The following is a 20,332-nucleotide window of genomic DNA, read 5'->3' as shown; positions in this document are numbered from 1 at the left end:
CACCCCCACCGCACCGGCGACAATGCCCCCGTGCGGTACAAAATTCTGGGCGTCACCCAGGCCACGGACGACCAGGGCGGCACCCTCCCCCTGAGTGGCCCCCGCCTGCGCGCACTCCTCACGGCCCTGGCCCTCCGAACACCCCGCCCCACACCCCCGCAGACCCTCATCGAAGAGGTCTGGCCGGACAACCCCCCGAACGACGCCCCCGCCGCCCTCCAGGCCCTCGTGGGCCGCCTGCGCCGAGCCCTGGGCAAGGACGCCGTCACCTCGGAGCCGGGCGGCTATCGCCTCGACGCCACCCCCGAGGACGTGGACCTGTTCGTCTTCGAGCGCCTGGTCCGGGAGGGCAGGGCCCGCCTGGCCGAGGAGCCTGCCGCCGCCGCCCGGATCCTCCGCGAGGCCCTGGGCCTGTGGCGGGGCCCGGCCCTGGCCGACCTCCCCGACCGCGCCACCGCCGCGACCCGCCCCGAGTCCCTCCGCCAGGAGGCGACACGCGCGCGCGTGGAGGCGGATCTGCGCGACGGCCACGCCCACGAGGCCGTACCGGAGCTGACGGCGCTCACCGAGATCCACCCGTACGACGAATCGCTGCACGCCCTCCTCGTCCGGGCCCTGCGTGACACGGGCCGCCCGGCGGACGCGCTGGCGGCGTACGAGAGGGCCCGCCGTGCCCTCGCCGACGGCCTGGGCACGGACCCCAGCCCGGAGCTGCGCGCCCTGCACGCCCAACTGCTGAACCCACAGCCCACGCCCGCACCTACTCCCGCTTCCACGCCTCCACCCAGCCCGTACGCGTCCACGTCCGCGGCCGTCACCCCCGCCCAGCCCGAGCCGGCGGGCAACATCCGTCCCCGGTTGAACTCGTTCGTGGGCCGGGAATCCGAACTCGACGCGATTCGTTCCGAACTGGACAGGGCCCGCCTCGTCACGCTCACCGGACCGGGCGGTTCAGGAAAGACCCGCCTCGCCGAGGAGGCCGCCTCCGGACATCCGCAGGCCTGGCTGGCCGAGCTCGCCCCGCTCGACCGGCCGGAGGCGGTGCCCGGCGCGGTCGTCAGCGCCCTCGGTCTGCGGGAGACCGCGCTGATGACCCACGAGATGGCAGGCCAGCAGGACGATCCGGTCGCCCTGCTCGTCGAGCACTGCGCCTCGCGCAGCCAGCTCCTGATCCTCGACAACTGCGAACACGTCATCGACGCGGCGGCCGAGCTGGCCGAGACGCTCCTGACCCACTGCCCGGGCCTCACGATCCTCGCCACCAGCCGTGAACCCCTGGGAGTCCCCGGTGAGTCCGTGCGCCCGGTCGAGCCCCTCCTCCCGGACCCCGCTCACCGCCTCTTCAGGGAGCGCGCCGCGGCGGCCAACCCGGACGGCGACGTCACCGGCGACGACTCCGTCGACGAGATCTGCCGACGCCTGGACGGTCTGCCCCTGGCCATCGAGCTGGCCGCCGCCCGGCTGCGGATGCTCACCCCGCGCCAGATCGCCGACCGCCTCGACGACCGCTTCCGCCTCCTCACCTCCGGCAGCCGTACGGTCCTGCCGCGCCAGCAGACCCTGCGCGCGGTCGTCGACTGGTCCTGGGACCTGCTCGACGAGCCCGAGCGGACCGTCCTGCGCGAGGTCTCCGTCTTCGCGGGCGGCTGGGACCTGGAGGCCGCGGAAGCCGTGTGCAGCGGGCCCGTGGCCGAGATCGTCGGAGCGCTCGTCGACAAGTCCCTGGTCGTCGCGACGCCCGGCCGGCCAGGCGTCGGCGGGATGCGTTACCGCATGCTGGAGACGATCCACGAGTACGCCGTGGAGCGCGTCGCCGAAACGCCCGAGCTGCGTGCCGCGGCCGAGCGACGGCATCGCGCGTGGGTCCGCGCGCTGGTCGAGAAGGCGGACCCGCTCCTCAGGTCCGCCGACCAGCTCCGGTGGATCGGCCGCCTGGAGAGCGACCTGGACAACATCCGCGCGGCCCTCCACCGCAGCGTCGTCGCCGCGGACGAGCCGGAGGCGGCGGCACTGGTTCTCGCCATGGGCTGGTTCTGGTGGCTGCGCAACTTCCGCCGGGAGGGCGCGACCTGGACCAACCGGGTCCTGCGCCTGGGAGCGGCACTCGACGCCTCCACCACCGGTCGGGACCTCGCCTCCACCACCGGTCAGGATCTCGGCCCCACCAGCGGTTCCGCGGGCACCCACCTCGACACCGTCGCCCTCGCCGAGGCGCTTCTCGACTCCACCGACCCCCTGGGGGCAGGTCTCGACCTAGTCGACCCCACCTGGGCCTTCCTCGCCGATCCCCATCCCGATTCCCGGGGCCGAGGAGGGGACGGCCATCCCCCGCACCGGGCCCGCGTCAAGCTGCGGCTGCTGCAGCTCTTCCTGGCGGCGGAGCTCGGGAAGGTGCCGCTGAAGGACGAGCGGACGGTGGAGTACGTCACGTGGCTGCGGGACACGCTGGCGCGCGGTGGCCCGGACGCGGCGAGCTTCCCCGGCATCCTCTGGCCGCTGATCGGGTTCCTGATAGGCACCGACGGCCTCGGCCACACCGACAGCGCGGGCAACACCGGCGGCGTGCGCGACACGATGGAGACCTCGCTCGCCAACTGCCGTGCGTACGGCGGCGAGTGGGAGGTCGGCATCGCCCTGTTGTTCTGTGTGCACGTGGCCGTCGACCTGCCCGGCGGCATGCGGTACGTCGACGCCTACACCGAGGAGCTGCGGGCCGTCTCCCGGCGCGTCGGCGACCGGTGGATGCGTGCCCAGGTGTGCGGGGTGGGCGGCGAGACCGCCATGGCACGCGGTCGGTTCGAGGAGGCGAAGGGGGAGTTCGAGGAGGCGCTGCGGCTCGCCCACGAGGTGGGTGCGAACGCGGAGAAGCCGTTTCTCATCGCCCGGCTCGGCGAGATCGCCTACCGGCAGGGCGACCGGACCGCCGCCCTCGGCGCCCTGGACGAGGCGACGGCCGCGGCCGATCGCTACGCCGTGCCGGACTCACGGGCGTTCGTCCTCCTCGTGCGAGCGCAGATGGCGGTCGACGACCGGGAGTTCGGCCGGGCGCGCGAGTTGTGGGAGGCGGCCCGCCTGGAGACGACCCGGGGCACACCGCCGCCCCAGTTCATCGCCGCGCTCAACGGCGTCGACGGGATTCTCACCGCCGTCGAGTCGGGTCCCGGGCACGGGCTGCGCAAACTGGCCGCCGGTCTGCGCGAGGCCGCGGCGGGGAGATGCGCCGAGGTGGTCCTCGCCACGCTGGCCGAGCAGGCGGCGGGAGTCCTGTCGGATGTCGGCGATCACGCGCGCGTGGTCCGCGTTCTCACGGTCGCCTCCCGCTGGCGCGAAGGCCATCCGCGCCCGCTGCCCGAGCGGGTGGACCTCGAACGCGTCGAGGCCACGGCTCTGGCCGAGCTCGGCCGTCAGGCCTACGACACCGAGCGCGCCGCCGGTGACGCGCTCACCCTGGACGACGTCCTGAGGGAACTGGCCGAGGCATCGGCGGCGGCCGGTTCCTGAGGAATCGGCCGAGGCGTCACCGACAGCTGATTCCTGAGGATTCGGCCGAGGGTCACCGGCACCTGAACCGTGAGTCGGCCCAGTCCGCCAGTGCCACCGAGTCGAAGGAGGAGTGCGGCTCGACGACCAGGCGGATCGTCTTCCTGCCGGTCAGATCCACGTGCACGGGCACCGCGGCCCCGCCTCCGCGGACCGGCCCCGACCGCCACATCCGCACACCGTCCGCGAAGACGGAGAACCGCACCTGGCCCAGCCCCATCGTCAGGTCGTCCACACCGACCATCGCGTCGTACGAGGAACACGTGCGGTTGAGGTCGATGGTGACCGAGGAGGCGCCGTGCACGGTGACACCGTTCGTGTACTGCTTGCCGGCGACGGACATGCCGTACCGCTGCCAGACCCAGCTGCTCTCGCCGAGCCGCATCTCGGGCTCGGTGCCGTCCCCGGTGACGCCGTACTCCAGCTGGTTCCACCGGAAGTCCTCGGGGGCCGGTGGCGGCGGAGGGGGAGCGGGAGCGGGGGGCGGCGTGGGCTTCGGCGTCGGTGCGGGCGTGGGCGTGGGTGTCGAGGTGGGCGTCGGTTTCGGCTCCGGGGCGGGCCGGGGCGCGCGGGGCGGGGTCGGTTCCGGCTTCGGCGAGGCCGCGACCACCACGGGCTCGGGTCCGGCCTTCGGCGGCTCCGAGGACGGTGACGGCGACGGCGTGGGCACCTTCGGTTCGACGACCGGATCGGGCGGGCGCGGCCCGGCCTCGTCCTTCTTCGCCGCCGTGTCGTCGCCCGCGAGCGCGAGCACCACCGTGGCGACGGCCACCGCGACGACACCTGCCACGATCCCGGCCTTCACGGGTGTGCCGAGCCCTTCCGCCGCGGCCCCGCCGGCGCCCGCGCCGCCGCCCGAGGTGCCACCCGCCGCGGACGCGGCGCCCGCGGCCCCGGCCGCACCCACGCCGGTCCCGCCGGCGATGAGGGCAGCCGCCTTCGCGTACCCGGCGGCACCGAACCAGCCGATGACCGCCACCGGTACGACGGCGGGGATCCCGCTCGCGACATCCTTGATCTGCCCGGCGGCGAGCCGGCACCTGGCGCACTCCTCCAGGTGCTTGCGCAGCCCGCGCTCGGCGCGCGTGCGCAGCCCGCCCCGCGCGTACGCGCCGAGCCGGTCGGCGTAGCGCGCGCACTCCTCGTCCATGGTGAGCGTGGTGCTCACATGGGCCTGCAGATAGGCCTGCTTGAGGCCTTCACGGGCCCGACTGGCCAGTACGCGCGTGCCGTTGGCGTCCAGCCCGAAGAGCGTGGCGACCTCGCTGGGCGACTCGTCCTCGACCTCGGTGTGCCACAGCACGGCCTGCCAGCGCTCCGGCAGCGAACGGAACGCCTGCATGGCCATGGACTGCTCGGCCTCGTGCATGGCCCGTACGTCCGCGCCCAGCTCGTGGCCCGCTTCGAAGGAACCGCCGGGTGTGGTGCCGTCCACCGTCTCGGAGCCGCGCGCGGCCTGGGCCGCGAACACGGCGAAGTCGTCGACCAGGTGCTCCCGCCGCGCCGACTTGGTCCAGCCCGCGGCGACGCGTCGTACGGTCGTCAGCAGGTAGGCGCGTACGGAGTGCTCGGGGCCGCTGCCGCCGCGGACGGCCTGGAGCATGCGGGCGAAGACCTCGGCCGTGAGGTCGTCCGCGGTGTGGGCGTCGCGGCAGCAGGTGCGCGCGTACCGGCGGACGGCGTCCGCGTGCCGCCGGTACAGCTCCTCGTAGGCCGTGTCGTCGCCCGAGCGCATCCAGCCGATCAACTCGGCGTCGGCAGGTGGCAGTTCGACCGGCTCGACCGGTGGCGGCAGCACTCCGCCGTCGTGCTGCTCCCGCCACTCACGCCGCTCGCGCTGTGGCGGGACAACGGCTTCCGGTACGGCGCTCCTGAGCGGCTCGTCCTGATCGTCAACGCTCATCGCGGAAAGCCCCCGCCTGCACACTCGGACCCGAACACCGGGAAAGCGTGCCACAGGGACCCACCGCTGTTACCCACAGGAACGCGGTAACCACTCGTCCGAATGGATCACCCGAACGGGGCTTGACGAACGGGCAGGGCCCCGCCTCGCCCCGTCAGAGGCGAAGCCGGACCCCGTCAGGGGCGGGGCGCCGTGACCTACGAGCCTTTGCCGAGAGCACGCGCCCAGCCCTCACGAAGCCGGGGCTCCCCCGAAGGACCCCGCCCCGTCAGGGACGCGGGGAACTGCGCGCCCAGCCCTCACTGACCCGCATCCGTCAGAAGCCGTGAACCCTCGGCTCAAGCCAACCCGCCCCCGCCGAGAGCAATCCGCCCCTGCCGGAGGCGATCCGCCCTTCGCCGGAGGCAACGTCACACCCGGCTGTCCGACGAGGGCCGGGACCGAAGCCCTTCCAGCAGGATGTCCAGCAACCGCGCCGACGCAGCAGCCTGCTGCGCCGCGTCCGGCAGCGAGGGCGCCGCCGTGGCGATCACCAGCAGCACGTCCGACACCGTCACGTCCGTACGCAGCTCGCCCGCCGCGCGAGCCCGCTCCACGAGCCGGCCCACGACATCGAGGAGCTGGGCCGCCCCGGCGTCGTCCTCGTCCGGCTCCCCGACGGAAGCCGGCCGCTGCTCCACGAGCCGCAGTTCGGGCCCGGCGGGCTGGGACCGCTGCTGCGGCACCCGCGCCCCGTCGAGCACCGAGGCTCCGTCGAGAACCGAGGCCCCGTCGAGGCCGGAACCGTCGTCGCCGACACCCACCCGCAGCACCTGCGGCGGGAGCAGCCGTCCGGCGCCCGAGGCCACCGACGTCCGCAGGAAGCGCGAGAGCGCCGACCACGGCTCGTCCTCCTGCCCGAGCGCGGAACGCGCCTGATCGGTCAGCCGGGAGGTCTCCTCCTCGGCTATGCGCCGGACCAGGACGTCCTTGCTCGGGAAGCGCCGGTACACCGTGCCGACACCGACCCTCGCGCGCCGTGCCACGTCCTCCATCGGGGCGCCGTACCCCAGCTCGCCGAAGACCTCACGTGCCGCGCGAAGTACGTGCTCCAGATTGCGCTGTGCGTCCACGCGCAGTGGCGTCGTGCGCGATACGTCCCCCGCGCGTCCGTTCCCCGCCGCCGCCCCGACCGCGCCGCCCGTTGGAAGGGCGGACGCAGATGTCCAATGAGTGTCCTGAATATGCATGTGTGTTCCCCCGGTAATGACGTCTCCCCCCGGAGACTCTCCCCGCCATCGACAGACCGGAGTCAGTGGAACAGCCTTCGCCGTAGGACCCCGCCTTACGGACCCGTCGAGCGCATCCCCCTACACCCCGATGACACACGAACATAGTTGAGGCGGAGTCAATTCAGAAGGGGGAGGTTCCGCACGGAGCGCCCCCCGATCGGAGTACGGGCCGGTTACGTCCCGGTTGCGCCCCCTAATGCCACCCCGCTCACACCTGCTGACCTGCGAATCTTCCGCGCGCTCCGGCGAACGGGCCCGGCCCGCGCGTCTTCGACGGCCGGTCACACAAATTGACGGGCCTGTGGACAAACGCCGGTAGCCGGTGCGTCATGGGTGAGTGAAGGAACGTGCGCGCATTCTCGTTGTCGGCGGCGGCTACGTCGGGATGTACACCGCCCTGCGTCTCCAGCAGAAGCTCAGACCGGAGCTGAGGCGGGGGGACGTGGAGATCACCGTGGTCACCCCCGACCCGTACATGACCTATCAACCGTTCCTGCCGGAGGCGGCCGCGGGCTCGATCTCACCGCGCCATGTCGTCGTACCCCTGCGCCGCGTCCTCGACCGGTGCCGCGTCGTCATCGGCGAGGCCAGGTCGATCGACCACGCCAAACGCACCGCGACCGTCGCGACCCTGGCCACCGAGGAGGAGGGCACCGGGCCCGACCAGATCGCGTACGACGAACTCGTGCTGGCCCCCGGTTCCGTCTCGCGCACCCTGCCGATCCCCGGCCTCGCCGAGTTCGCCATCGGCTTCAAGACCGTCGAGGAGGCCATCGGCCTGCGCAACCACGTCATCGAACAGATGGACATCGCCTCCTCCACCCGCGACCCCGCGATCCGCGACGCCGCCCTGACCTTCGTCTTCGTGGGCGGCGGCTACGCCGGAGTGGAGGCGCTCGGCGAGCTGGAGGACATGGCCCGGTACGCCTCCCGCTACTACCACAACGTCAAGGCCGACGACATGAAGTGGATCCTCGTCGAGGCCTCGAACCGCATCCTCCCCGAGGTCGGCGAGGAGATGGGCAAGTACACCGTCACCCAGCTGCGCCGCCGCAATATCGACGTACGCCTCCACACCCGACTCGACTCGTGCACCGACCGCGTCGCCGTCCTCAGTGACGGGGCCCGCTTCCCGACCCGCACGGTCGTGTGGACCGCCGGCGTGAAACCCCACCCGATCCTGGCGGCCACCGACCTGCCGCTGAACGAGCGCGGCCGGCTGCGGTGCACCGCCCAGTTGACCGTGGACGGCACCACGCACGCGTGGGCCGCGGGCGACGCCGCCGCCGTACCCGACGTGACCGCGTCAGAGCCCGGCACGGAGACGGCCCCCAACGCGCAACACGCCGTGCGCCAGGCCAAGATCCTCGGCGACAACATCGCGCACTCCCTGCGCGGCGAGTCGCTGGAGACGTACTCCCACAAGTACGTGGGCTCGGTCGCCTCCCTGGGGCTGCACAAGGGTGTCGCACACGTCTACGGGCGCAAGCTGAAGGGATACCCTGCCTGGTTCATGCACCGCGTCTACCACCTGAGCCGGGTGCCCACCTTCAACCGCAAAGCCCGCGTGCTCGCCGAATGGATCCTGTCGGGCCTCTTCAAGAGGGAGATCGTCTCTCTCGGTTCGCTCGAACATCCCCGTGCGGAGTTCGAACTCGCGGCCGGTGGAAAGCCTCCTCGGGACCACCCGAAGGGGTCGTCCTGACCGGAGCCAGGAACTCCGCCCGCGGGACCGGCGTCTGACGAATGTCGGCCCGGTCGGACACACTGGTCCATCACGACCATGGGCGGGCCGACCGCTCGCCCTTCGATCCCACGAGGCCTGTCCCACAGTGAACTTCACGCGCTGGAGCGCTCGGCTCCCCGGAACGCAGCGCCGCACCGCAGCGCGGACCGACGGACTGCCCACGGCACTCCCTTCGGAGGGCTCCGTGCCCGCGGCACGCGCCGAGCGACCCACCGCCGAAGGGACCTCGGTCGCGCTCGCCCCCGCCGTGGACGAGCTGCCGGTCCGCGAGGTCCTGGACCGCATCCCGGCCCTCGTCGCCCTGGTCCACGGACCGGAGCACCGCGTCGCGTACGTGAACGACGCCTATGTGGCGGCCTTCGGCGTCCGCCCGCCCGGCGAACCCGCGCGCGACGCGCTGCCGGAGCTGGCAGAGATCGGCCTGATGCCGCTCCTCGACCAGGTCCTGCGCAGCTCCAAGCCGCGTACGGTCAAGTCCCGCAAGGTCCCCGGCGGCCGGTCGTACACGTTCACGTGCACCCCCGTCGAGGTCTCGGCCACTCCGGAAGGCGGCGGTGTACTGATCTTCGCCGCGGACGTCACCGACCACGCCGAGGCCGCCGAGCGGCTGCGGGCCAGCGAGCGCAGACAGCGCGAGACCGCCGTCACCCTCCAGCGCTCCCTGCTGCCCCAGGAACTCGAAGAGCCGGACGACCTGCGCGTCGCCGCGACCTACCACCCCGGCGGCACGGAGGCCGCGGTCGGCGGCGACTGGTACGACGTGATCACCCTCGGCGGCGGCCGAACCGCCCTCGTCATCGGCGACGTCATGGGCCGCGGGATCCGCGCGGCGGCCGTCATGGGCCAGCTCCGCACGGCGGTCCGCGCGTACGCCCGCCTGGACCTGCCCCCGCACGAGGTCCTCCAGCTCCTCGACGGCCTCGCCATGGAGATCGACGCCAACCAGATCGCCACCTGCGTGTACGCGGTCCACGACCCGAACGAGGGACGGCTGGTGTACGCATCCGCCGGCCACCTCCCGATCCTCGTCCGCGACGAGAGCGGCGCCGTCCTGCGCGCCGACGAGCCCACCGGACCCCCGCTCGGCACCGGCGGCTGGATGCACGCCTCGGGCTCGGTGCCGCTGGGCCCCGGCTCCACCGCCGTGCTCTACACCGACGGCCTGGTCGAGCGCCGGGACGCGGACCTCGACGAGGGCATCGCCACCCTGGAGGGCGCACTCGCCGGCGCCACCGGCACACCCCAGGTGGTCTGCGACCGACTGGTCCGCTCGATGGGCGTGACGGCCGAACACGACGACGACGTGGCCGTCCTGGTCCTCCAGCACCCGGCGCGTACGGGCCCCGACGGCGACCTCTTCCGCAACGCGGCCCTGGAACTGCTCGGCGGCACGGAAGCGGCCCCACGCGCGCGTGCCTTCGCCTCCGGCGTCCTCACCAGCTGGCGCTTCGCACCCGACCTGCACGACCTCGGCGTGCTGGCCGCCAGCGAGCTGGTCGCCAACTCCCTCCAGCACGGCACCCCGCCGATGCGCCTCAGACTCCGCCGCACCGACCGCCGGCTGATCGTCGAGGTCACCGACGGCGACGACCACCTGCCGCGCCGCCGCCGCGCCGAACCGGCTGACGAGTCGGGCCGCGGCATCGCGATGATCGCCACCATCGCCTCGAACTGGGGCTCCCGCCGCGCCCCGGGCGGCGGCAAGGCGGTCTGGTGCGAGTTCGCGCTTCCCCGCACCACCTGACGCGCTTCCGCGCGCCCCCGTCCGGCAGCAGGGTCAGGCCGCGGTCCGGACCGAATCCGAATCCGCCGGAGCCCCGCCCCGCACCACGACCCGGCTCTTCGCCAGCGAGGGCTGGTTCTGCACAGGAGTGAGCTGCCGCCCCAGCCGCACCGCCAGGAACGTGATCCCCAGCGAGAACACCAGAAACGTCACGATGTACGGAGCGTGCAGCGAGGCACCCATCGGGCCGCCCACCGCCGGACCCACCGCGAGGGCGAGCTGCTTCACCAGGGCGAAGGCCGAGTTGTACTGGCCTGCCATCCCGCTCGGCGCCAGATCCGCGACCAGCGGCGCCACGGTCGGCGACAGCATCGCCTCCCCGAGCCCGAACAGCGCGTACGTCGACACGAACGCGGCCGTCGCCATGGCCTGACTGCCGTGCCCGAGCCCCGCGTACCCGGCGATGACCCAGGCGAAAGCCCAGATCAGTCCGACCGCGCCGATGACCCGGGACCGCTTGCGCCGCTCGACGAACTTCAGCACGGCGAACTGCGCGACGACGATCATCGCCGTGTTCGCGGCGAGCGCCGTACCGAGCGCGGAGGTGGAGATACCGGCCGCCTCGACGCCGTACGCGCTGAGCCCCGACTCGAACTGTCCGTAACAGGCGAAGAACAGCACGAAGCCCACCACGCACAGCTGCACCATGGCCCGGTTGCCGAGCAGCTGCTTCCAGCTGCCCCCGGCCTGCCCGGGCGCACCCTCGACCTTGGGCGCCCGCGGCATCCGTACGGTCGCCATGACCACCACGAGCAGCAGGAACATCGCCGCCTCGATCGCGAACAGCAGCGTGAACGAACTCGCCCGCGAGGCGTCGACGAGGTGACCGCCGATGAGCCCGCCGACCCCGAGGCCGAGGTTCTGCAGGAAGAACTGGGTGGCGAAGGCGCGCGAGCGGGTTTCGGCGGTCGAGCACTCGACGATCATCGTCGCCAGCGCGGGCTGCATCACGGCCTGCCCGGCACCGAGCGCGGCCGCGGACATCAGTACGGCCGTGGAGCTGCTCGCCAGCCCCAGGCTCAGCGAGCCGGCGGCGGCGGTGACCAGGGCGAGGAGCAGTACCGGCAGCGGGCCGCGCCGGACGATGGCCCGCCCGGCGAACGGCAGCACCACGAGCGCGGCCACGGCGAAGACGGCGAGCACGAGCCCCGCCGTCATGGCACCGAGATCCCGTACCTGCGCCACGTAGACGTACAGATAGGGGACGGTAAAACCGAGGCCGAACGCGCTGAGTGCGTTGCCCACATGGATCCGGCGCATCTCCGCGCCCATCGCCCTGGTCACTTTCACCTGCCTTGATCGAGAAGTCTTACGCTTGCCTCAGGAGTTAGAGGTGAAGACTTCGAAGCTAAAGTTCGAAGCTAAACAGTACATCTCAAAGGACTTCAACGCCAAGCGGGTGCGTGCCATACTGCGGCCATGGGTGACACCCCCGCCGTGAACGAGCCGACGCTCGACGAGCAGATCGCCGCCTACCAGCGCGAGTTCCAGGACCTCGACCCCCAGGTCGAGAAGATCGTCTCGGCGCTCGGCCGCCTCAACCGGCGCATGAACGTCGCGTACGGCCGCCAGACCGCCGCTCTCGGCATCAGCAACGCCGAGTGGGAGGTCCTCAAGGCGCTCGTACTGTCGGGTGCGCCCTACTGCCTGGGCCCGAGCGACCTGGCGAAGCGGCTCGGCCTCACTCCGGCAGCGATGACGCACCGGATCGACCGGATGGTGGCGGAGGGGCTCGTCACCCGGGAGCGAGACGAGTCCAACCGGGTCCGCGTCATCGTGGAGCTCACGGACGAGGGCCGCGAGAAGTGGCTGGAGGCCATGCGCCTCGCCACTGTCTTCGAGGAGGACCTGCTCCAGGACCTCTCGCGGGACGAGCGCGGTGTCCTGGAAGAGGTGCTGGCCCGGCTGCTGCGCCGCGTGGAGGATGCCCAGCCGGACGCCGGCGGCCGGCTCACCGACCTCGACTGAGGCCTGTACGGCCCGAGTTGGGGTTTGACGGCGAGGCGGCCGGGGCAGACTTGACACTCACCCCGTGGATCCGTAAGGTTCTTCGAGTTGCCACGGAGCCGTAACGGTTCTGCGACAGCACATCCGCCGCGGATGCGGCACACCAAACCACCAGCACGATCTCCCAACGGGATTGAATTTCGGCGTGCCCGAATTCATTTCGATTTGGGGTCGGCGGCTCCGATTAGGAACTGCCGAGAGGATCCGCTAAAGTTTTGGACGTCGGAACGGCCCAACAGCCGCAAAGACAGCCCCGGTTGACTGGGAGTCAGGCCCGAAAGGATCTGATAAAGTCAACATCGCCGGAAAGGGAAACGCGAAAGCGAAAACCTGGAAAGCACCGAGGAAATCGGAACCGGAAACGGTCTGATAGAGTCGGAAACGCAAGACCGAAGGGAAGCGCCCGGAGGAAAGCCCGAGAGGGTGAGTACAAAGGAAGCGTCCGTTCCTTGAGAACTCAACAGCGTGCCAAAAATCAACGCCAGATATGTTGATACCCCGTCTCCGGCCGTTCGGTCGGGACGAGGTTCCTTTGAAAAAGTCCTGCCGGGCGCAAGCACGGTAGGCGCATCAGCGAGGACGCTGTGAACGGCCTTCCTTATTCCGGTTGGTCGTTCCGCTCTCATGATGTGATCCCGATTACGGGAAAACATTCACGGAGAGTTTGATCCTGGCTCAGGACGAACGCTGGCGGCGTGCTTAACACATGCAAGTCGAACGATGAAGCCCTTCGGGGTGGATTAGTGGCGAACGGGTGAGTAACACGTGGGCAATCTGCCCTTCACTCTGGGACAAGCCCTGGAAACGGGGTCTAATACCGGATGATACTTCCACTCGCATGGGTGGGGGTTGAAAGCTCCGGCGGTGAAGGATGAGCCCGCGGCCTATCAGCTTGTTGGTGAGGTAGAAGCTCACCAAGGCGACGACGGGTAGCCGGCCTGAGAGGGCGACCGGCCACACTGGGACTGAGACACGGCCCAGACTCCTACGGGAGGCAGCAGTGGGGAATATTGCACAATGGGCGAAAGCCTGATGCAGCGACGCCGCGTGAGGGATGACGGCCTTCGGGTTGTAAACCTCTTTCAGCAGGGAAGAAGCGAAAGTGACGGTACCTGCAGAAGAAGCGCCGGCTAACTACGTGCCAGCAGCCGCGGTAATACGTAGGGCGCAAGCGTTGTCCGGAATTATTGGGCGTAAAGAGCTCGTAGGCGGTCTGTCGCGTCGGATGTGAAAGCCCGGGGCTTAACCCCGGGTCTGCATTCGATACGGGCAGACTAGAGTGTGGTAGGGGAGATCGGAATTCCTGGTGTAGCGGTGAAATGCGCAGATATCAGGAGGAACACCGGTGGCGAAGGCGGATCTCTGGGCCATTACTGACGCTGAGGAGCGAAAGCGTGGGGAGCGAACAGGATTAGATACCCTGGTAGTCCACGCCGTAAACGGTGGGAACTAGGTGTTGGCGACATTCCACGTCGTCGGTGCCGCAGCTAACGCATTAAGTTCCCCGCCTGGGGAGTACGGCCGCAAGGCTAAAACTCAAAGGAATTGACGGGGGCCCGCACAAGCAGCGGAGCATGTGGCTTAATTCGACGCAACGCGAAGAACCTTACCAAGGCTTGACATCGCCCGGAAAGCCGTAGAGATACGGCCCCCCTTGTGGTCGGGTGACAGGTGGTGCATGGCTGTCGTCAGCTCGTGTCGTGAGATGTTGGGTTAAGTCCCGCAACGAGCGCAACCCTTGTTCTGTGTTGCCAGCATGCCCTTCGGGGTGATGGGGACTCACAGGAGACTGCCGGGGTCAACTCGGAGGAAGGTGGGGACGACGTCAAGTCATCATGCCCCTTATGTCTTGGGCTGCACACGTGCTACAATGGCAGGTACAATGAGCTGCGATACCGCAAGGTGGAGCGAATCTCAAAAAGCCTGTCTCAGTTCGGATTGGGGTCTGCAACTCGACCCCATGAAGTCGGAGTTGCTAGTAATCGCAGATCAGCATTGCTGCGGTGAATACGTTCCCGGGCCTTGTACACACCGCCCGTCACGTCACGAAAGTCGGTAACACCCGAAGCCGGTGGCCCAACCCCCTTGTGGGGAGGGAGCTGTCGAAGGTGGGACTGGCGATTGGGACGAAGTCGTAACAAGGTAGCCGTACCGGAAGGTGCGGCTGGATCACCTCCTTTCTAAGGAGCATCTAGGCCGCCAGGCATTGCTTGGTGGTCCAGGGCCATTACGTCGGCATACGTTCGACGGTGGTTGCTCAAGGGTGGAACGTTGATTATTCGGCACGATCCAGTTTGGATCAGGCGCAAGTACTGTCCCTCGGGGCGTGGAAAGCTGATCTGGTCAGGTGGATTGTGTCGGGCACGCTGTTGGGTGTCTGAGGGTACGGCCGTCATGGTCGTCCTTCGGTGCCGGCCCCGGTAAAGCATCGCGTGAGTGGTGTGTGACGGGTGGTTGGTCGTTGTTTGAGAACTGCACAGTGGACGCGAGCATCTGTGGCCAAGTTTTTAAGGGCGCACGGTGGATGCCTTGGTACCAGGAACCGATGAAGGACGTGGGAGGCCACGATAGTCCCCGGGGAGCCGTCAACCAGGCTTTGATCCGGGGGTTTCCGAATGGGGAAACCCGGCAGTCGTCATGGGCTGTCACCCACATCTGAACACATAGGGTGTGTGGAGGGAACGCGGGGAAGTGAAACATCTCAGTACCCGCAGGAAGAGAAAACAACCGTGATTCCGGGAGTAGTGGCGAGCGAAACCGGATGAGGCCAAACCGTATGTGTGTGAGACCCGGCAGGGGTTGCGCATGCGGGGTTGTGGGATCTCTCTTTCACAGTCTGCCGGCTGTGAGACGAGTCAGAAACCGTTGGTGTAGGCGAAGGACATGCGAAAGGTCCGGCGTAGAGGGTAAGACCCCCGTAGTCGAAACATCAACGGCTCGTTTGAGAGACACCCAAGTAGCACGGGGCCCGAGAAATCCCGTGTGAATCTGGCGGGACCACCCGCTAAGCCTAAATATTCCCTGGTGACCGATAGCGGATAGTACCGTGAGGGAATGGTGAAAAGTACCGCGGGAGCGGAGTGAAATAGTACCTGAAACCGTGTGCCTACAAGCCGTGGGAGCGTCGCTCATCAAGTTTACTTGGTGGGTCGTGACTGCGTGCCTTTTGAAGAATGAGCCTGCGAGTTTGCGGTGTGTTGCGAGGTTAACCCGTGTGGGGAAGCCGTAGCGAAAGCGAGTCCGAATAGGGCGATATAGTAGCGCGCTCAAGACCCGAAGCGGAGTGATCTAGCCATGGGCAGGTTGAAGCGGCTGTAAGAGGTCGTGGAGGACCGAACCCACCAGGGTTGAAAACCTGGGGGATGACCTGTGGTTAGGGGTGAAAGGCCAATCAAACTCCGTGATAGCTGGTTCTCCCCGAAATGCATTTAGGTGCAGCGTCGTGTGTTTCTTGCCGGAGGTAGAGCACTGGATAGGCGATGGGCCCTACCGGGTTACTGACCTTAGCCAAACTCCGAATGCCGGTAAGTGAGAGCGCGGCAGTGAGACTGTGGGGGATAAGCTCCATGGTCGAGAGGGAAACAGCCCAGAGCATCGACTAAGGCCCCTAAGCGTACGCTAAGTGGGAAAGGATGTGGAGTCGCACAGACAACCAGGAGGTTGGCTTAGAAGCAGCCACCCTTGAAAGAGTGCGTAATAGCTCACTGGTCTAGTGATTCCGCGCCGACAATGTAGCGGGGCTCAAGCGTACCGCCGAAGTCGTGTCATTCATGCAATAGGGCCAACGCCTGTATGGATGGGTAGGGGAGCGTCGTGTGCCGGGTGAAGCCGCGCCGGAAGGCAGTGGTGGACGGTTCACGAGTGAGAATGCAGGCATGAGTAGCGATACACACGTGAGAAACGTGTGCGCCGATTGACTAAGGGTTCCTGGGTCAAGCTGATCTGCCCAGGGTAAGTCGGGACCTAAGGCGAGGCCGACAGGCGTAGTCGATGGATAACCGGTTGATATTCCGGTACCCGCTGTGAAGCGTCAAACATCGAACCAGGCGATGCTAAGTCCGTGAAGCCGTTCCGGACCCTTCGGGGAATGGAAAGTGGTGGAGCCGACGGACCAGACCTGTAGTAGGTGAGTGATGGGGTGACGCAGGAAGGTAGTCCAGCCCGGGCGGTGGTAGTCCCGGGGTAAGGGTGTAGCCCGTTATCTAGGTAAATCCGGATGACGTTAAGGGTGAGACCTGATGCCGAGCCGATTGTGGTGAAGTGGATGATCCTATGCTGTCGAGAAAAGCCTCTAGCGAGTTTCATGGCGGCCCGTACCCTAAACCGACTCAGGTGGTCAGGTAGAGAATACCGAGGCGTTCGGGTGAACTATGGTTAAGGAACTCGGCAAAATGCCCCCGTAACTTCGGGAGAAGGGGGGCCATTCTTGGTGATCCGATTTACTCGGTGAGCTGGGGGTGGCCGCAGAGACCAGCGAGAAGCGACTGTTTACTAAAAACACAGGTCCGTGCGAAGCCGTAAGGCGATGTATACGGACTGACGCCTGCCCGGTGCTGGAACGTTAAGGGGACCGGTTAGTGCACCTTCGGGTGTGCGAGGCTGAGAACTTAAGCGCCAGTAAACGGCGGTGGTAACTATAACCATCCTAAGGTAGCGAAATTCCTTGTCGGGTAAGTTCCGACCTGCACGAATGGCGTAACGACTTCTCGACTGTCTCAACCATAGGCCCGGTGAAATTGCACTACGAGTAAAGATGCTCGTTTCGCGCAGCAGGACGGAAAGACCCCGGGACCTTTACTATAGTTTGATATTGGTGTTCGGTTCGGCTTGTGTAGGATAGCTGGGAGACTGTGAAGCATTGGCGCCAGCCAGTGTGGAGTCGTCGTTGAAATACCAGTCTGGTCGTGCTGGATGTCTAACCTGGGTCCGTGATCCGGATCAGGGACAGTGTCTGATGGGTAGTTTAACTGGGGCGGTTGCCTCCTAAAGAGTAACGGAGGCGCCCAAAGGTTCCCTCAGCCTGGTTGGCAATCAGGTGTTGAGTGTAAGTGCACAAGGGAGCTTGACTGTGAGACCGACGGGTCGAGCAGGGACGAAAGTCGGGACTAGTGATCCGGCGGTGGCTTGTGGAAGCGCCGTCGCTCAACGGATAAAAGGTACCCCGGGGATAACAGGCTGATCTTCCCCAAGAGTCCATATCGACGGGATGGTTTGGCACCTCGATGTCGGCTCGTCGCATCCTGGGGCTGGAGTCGGTCCCAAGGGTTGGGCTGTTCGCCCATTAAAGCGGTACGCGAGCTGGGTTTAGAACGTCGTGAGACAGTTCGGTCCCTATCCGCTGTGCGCGTAGGAATATTGAGAAGGGCTGTCCCTAGTACGAGAGGACCGGGACGGACGAACCTCTGGTGTGCCAGTTGTCCTGCCAAGGGCATGGCTGGTTGGCTACGTTCGGGAGGGATAACCGCTGAAAGCATCTAAGCGGGAAGCCTGCTTCGAGATGAGTATTCCCACCAACTAGATTGGTTAAGGCTCCCAGTAGACGACTGGGTTGATAGGCCGGATGTGGAAGCCCTGTAAGGGGTGGAGCTGACCGGTACTAATAGGCCGAGGGCTTGTCCTCAGTTGCTCGCGTCCACTGTGTTGGTTCTGAAACCACGAACAACCCCGCACTCCCTTGTTTGGTCACGGGGGGTGTGGTGCGGTTGATTTGAATCAGAGTTTCAAAGTGTTTCGGTGGTCATAGCGTGAGGGAAACGCCCGGTTACATTCCGAACCCGGAAGCTAAGCCTTACAGCGCCGATGGTACTGCAGGGGGGACCCTGTGGGAGAGTAGGACGCCGCCGAACAAGTTTTAATGGGAAAGCCCCCGCACTTCGGTGCGGGGGCTTTTCTGCGTTCTGGCACATGTAGGTGCCTGCGGTTTCGTTACGGTGACTCTCATGAACCCTGAGTACGTGATCCGTTCGATAGGCAGTGACGAGTGGCCCGCGGTGAAGGAACTCGCGCTGACCGCTCTTCAGGATCCGGTGGCGCACCTGGCCTTTCTGGATACGTACGAGGTCGCGGTGGGCCGGCCCGATCGTTTCTGGCAGGAGCGGGCGGCCGGGGCCGCGCGAGGGGTGCTTGAGCGGCAGCAGGTCATCGCGGAGGAGCCCGGCGGGCGGTGGGTCGGGTGTGTGGTCGTGCTGGTCGAGGAGGCCGGGGCCGTCGGGGCGCTGGGGGCCGTGAGCGACGTACGGCAGGGGCATCTGGTGGGTGTGTATGTGCGGCCCGAGGCGCGGGGGAGTGGGCTCACCGAGCGGCTCTTCGCTTACGCGCTGCGGTGGGCCTGGGAGGACGCAGGCCTGGAGCGGGCGCGGTTGTTCGTGCACGAGAAGAATGGGCGGGCTCAGGCCTTCTACCGGAAGTTCGGGTTCGTGCCCACGGGAGAGAGTGTCCCGGTGCCCGGGGATTCGGCTGCGCGGGAGCTGGAGTTCGTGTTCGAGCGGCCCTAGGTGTCCTGGGTCAGACCGGGAGTTCGTGGTGGGGCCAGCGGGAGCGGGCCTGTTCGCGGGAGCGGAGGAGGGCCAGGGTCGGGAGGCCACGGTCCGGGCCCGTGCCACGGCCCGTGGCGAGCAGCTCCGGGAGCTGGGGGAGCGGGGCCACTGCGGCGACGTCGTCCAGGACGAGGGCAAGTGGTGGGTCGAGGCGACCGGAGGATGACCGTTCGGCCATGCGCCGGCCGCGCTCGACCACGCTTGAGGCGAGGGCCGTCAGGAGCGGCATGGCGCCGGGGTTCGACTTCGGGTCCTCGATGGGTTCACCGACCACATAAAGCGTGCCCCCTTCGTTGATGAAGGAATCCAAGGTGAGGGTGTCGGTTCGGTTTGGAGTGCAGGCTTCCCGGACGTTGACGGTGAAGAGTGCGGAGAGCGCCCGGGCCGTCAACTCCTGTGCGATGTCACGGCGTTCCGGGTGCGAGGTGAGGGCGGCTTCGAGTTCGCCCGCCGAGCCGGCGCCCGACTTGGGGTTGGTACGGAGGATGCGTACGGCTTCCTGGACCTGGGTGCCCTGGGCCCAGCGGTGTACGTGACGGATGGTGCGGCCGTCCACCGCCGCGGCGTGGAGGTAGCTGCGGAGGAGGGTCTCCGCGGTGTCGGCCACCGCCTGGTCGATCTTGGCGCTGGGGCGGACCGGGGCGAGGAGCGCCGCCGCGCGGGCCTTCGCGATGTCCTTGGACTCGCAGTCCGCCGAGGGGGACCAGTGGAGGCGGGCCGGGGTGTCGCAGAGGTGGGAGGGGTCGTAGAGGAGGACGGGGCCCAGTTTCGCGCGGGCGTCCTTGGTGCTCGACCACAGGGCGGGGTCGGAGGTGATGACGAGGGCGGGGCCGTCCGCGTCCCGGATCGCCTGGACGGCCAGGGGGTGACGGGTTTCGGGCGGGCCGAGCACGACGGGTCCCCGCGGGGCGGGGCTTTCCCACCCACCCACCCGTTCGGCGGTTTCCACAGGGCCCGAAACAGGAACCGGCTCCGGCGGCGGCTCCGCCGACCGCACCGGGGGGACCGAGGGGCCGTGCGTCGTCGGCTGCGGCGCCGTGACATGCTCCACCGGCGGTGATGCCGCCGGGGCCGGGCGCTCCGTCTCGGGCCGTTCCGCCGCCCGGCTCCGGGGGATCTCGGGTGTCCCGTCCTTGGCCGGAAGAGCCGGTCCCGCCGCGGCGAGCGCCCTGCGGGCCGCCCTGCCCGCCCGCCATCTGGCCACCGTGCCCAGCACGAACACCGTGAGGACCACCAGGACCATCAGCTGGCCGATGAACAGGCCCCAGAAGAGCCCGTACCCGGAGAGCTGGTCCGGTGGGGTGTCGGGCCAGGCGGTCGGCAGGTCGTGGGGGGCCTCGACGAGTTGGCGTATGGCCAGGGGCGTACGGCGGAAGGTGACCTGGGCGGGCCAGGAGCCGTGGGAGAAGAGGCCGGCCAGGCCGGTCGCCGTCCACACCATGACGGTCATGCCGAGGACGAAGCCCAGGATGCCGAGCAGCAGGCCGTCGGGGACGCCCCCTTGGCCGCCACCGGTGGGGCGGTCGCGATCGTCCGGTCTCATCT

General features: G+C 68.1%; 9 protein-coding genes and 3 rRNA genes. 8 read left to right on the top strand and 4 right to left on the bottom strand.

Going from position 1 to position 20,332, the window contains the following annotated elements:
- The first annotated feature begins 30 nt into the window (after positions 1–30).
- The gene (locus tag OHS59_RS21710; protein ID WP_328495081.1) at positions 31–3,501 is read left to right on the top strand and encodes a BTAD domain-containing putative transcriptional regulator; all 3,471 of its coding nucleotides are present in this window, start codon (positions 31–33) and stop codon (positions 3,499–3,501) included.
- Positions 3,502–3,553: 52 nt separating this feature from the next.
- Here the strand turns inward: OHS59_RS21710 and OHS59_RS21705 are convergent, their stop codons facing one another.
- Together OHS59_RS21705 and OHS59_RS21700 are read right to left on the bottom strand one after the other, a co-directional pair.
- The gene (locus tag OHS59_RS21705; protein WP_328495080.1) at positions 3,554–5,443 is read right to left on the bottom strand and encodes a sigma-70 family RNA polymerase sigma factor; all 1,890 of its coding nucleotides are present in this window, start codon (positions 5,441–5,443) and stop codon (positions 3,554–3,556) included.
- Positions 5,444–5,853: 410 nt separating this feature from the next.
- A complete protein-coding gene (locus tag OHS59_RS21700) occupies positions 5,854–6,672 on the bottom strand; it encodes a TetR/AcrR family transcriptional regulator (RefSeq protein ID WP_328495079.1) in 819 nt (272 codons plus the stop codon).
- A gap of 379 nt (positions 6,673–7,051) precedes the next feature.
- Here OHS59_RS21700 and OHS59_RS21695 point away from each other — a divergent pair, with 379 nt between their 5' ends.
- Positions 7,052–8,419: an NAD(P)/FAD-dependent oxidoreductase gene (locus tag OHS59_RS21695; RefSeq protein ID WP_328495078.1), complete on the top strand. Its 1,368-nt coding sequence runs from the start codon at positions 7,052–7,054 to the stop codon at positions 8,417–8,419.
- Positions 8,420–8,546: 127 nt separating this feature from the next.
- On the top strand, positions 8,547–10,205 hold the full coding sequence (locus OHS59_RS21690; protein WP_328495077.1) for an ATP-binding SpoIIE family protein phosphatase: 1,659 nt from the start codon (positions 8,547–8,549) through the stop codon (positions 10,203–10,205).
- A gap of 33 nt (positions 10,206–10,238) precedes the next feature.
- Here OHS59_RS21690 and OHS59_RS21685 read toward each other — a convergent pair whose 3' ends face one another.
- Positions 10,239–11,516 (bottom strand): MFS transporter, encoded by a 1,278-nt coding sequence (locus tag OHS59_RS21685; protein WP_328499301.1) that lies wholly within the window; start codon positions 11,514–11,516, stop codon positions 10,239–10,241.
- A 147-nt stretch (positions 11,517–11,663) separates the two neighbouring features.
- On the opposite strand from OHS59_RS21685, the gene OHS59_RS21680 reads away from it, so the two are divergent.
- The 5 genes from OHS59_RS21680 to OHS59_RS21660 all read left to right on the top strand — a co-directional run bounded on the left by OHS59_RS21680 (position 11,664) and on the right by OHS59_RS21660 (position 18,745).
- On the top strand, positions 11,664–12,212 hold the full coding sequence (locus tag OHS59_RS21680; RefSeq protein WP_328495076.1) for a MarR family winged helix-turn-helix transcriptional regulator: 549 nt from the start codon (positions 11,664–11,666) through the stop codon (positions 12,210–12,212).
- Positions 12,213–12,903: 691 nt separating this feature from the next.
- A 16S ribosomal RNA gene (locus OHS59_RS21675) occupies positions 12,904–14,431 on the top strand.
- 317 nt (positions 14,432–14,748) lie between these two features.
- A 23S ribosomal RNA gene (locus OHS59_RS21670) occupies positions 14,749–17,871 on the top strand.
- 109 nt (positions 17,872–17,980) lie between these two features.
- Positions 17,981–18,097: ribosomal RNA gene (rrf, locus tag OHS59_RS21665) — 5S ribosomal RNA — on the top strand.
- The 16S, 23S and 5S rRNA genes sit together here, the layout of an rRNA operon.
- A gap of 93 nt (positions 18,098–18,190) precedes the next feature.
- Positions 18,191–18,745 (top strand): GNAT family N-acetyltransferase, encoded by a 555-nt coding sequence (locus OHS59_RS21660; RefSeq protein ID WP_328495075.1) that lies wholly within the window; start codon positions 18,191–18,193, stop codon positions 18,743–18,745.
- Positions 18,746–18,755: 10 nt separating this feature from the next.
- On the opposite strand, the gene OHS59_RS21655 is transcribed toward OHS59_RS21660, so the two are convergent.
- Positions 18,756–20,330 carry a type IV secretory system conjugative DNA transfer family protein gene (locus tag OHS59_RS21655; protein ID WP_328495074.1) on the bottom strand — a complete coding sequence of 525 codons (1,575 nt, stop codon included), beginning with the start codon at positions 20,328–20,330 and terminating at the stop codon, positions 18,756–18,758.
- Positions 20,331–20,332: the final 2 nt, after the last annotated feature.

It is taken from the genome of Streptomyces sp. NBC_00414, from assembly GCF_036038375.1.
In the GTDB taxonomy this organism is placed as follows: domain Bacteria; phylum Actinomycetota; class Actinomycetes; order Streptomycetales; family Streptomycetaceae; genus Streptomyces.
Note: the sequence above shows the minus strand (reverse complement) of the source record. Positions and strands in the feature narration are given on the sequence as shown.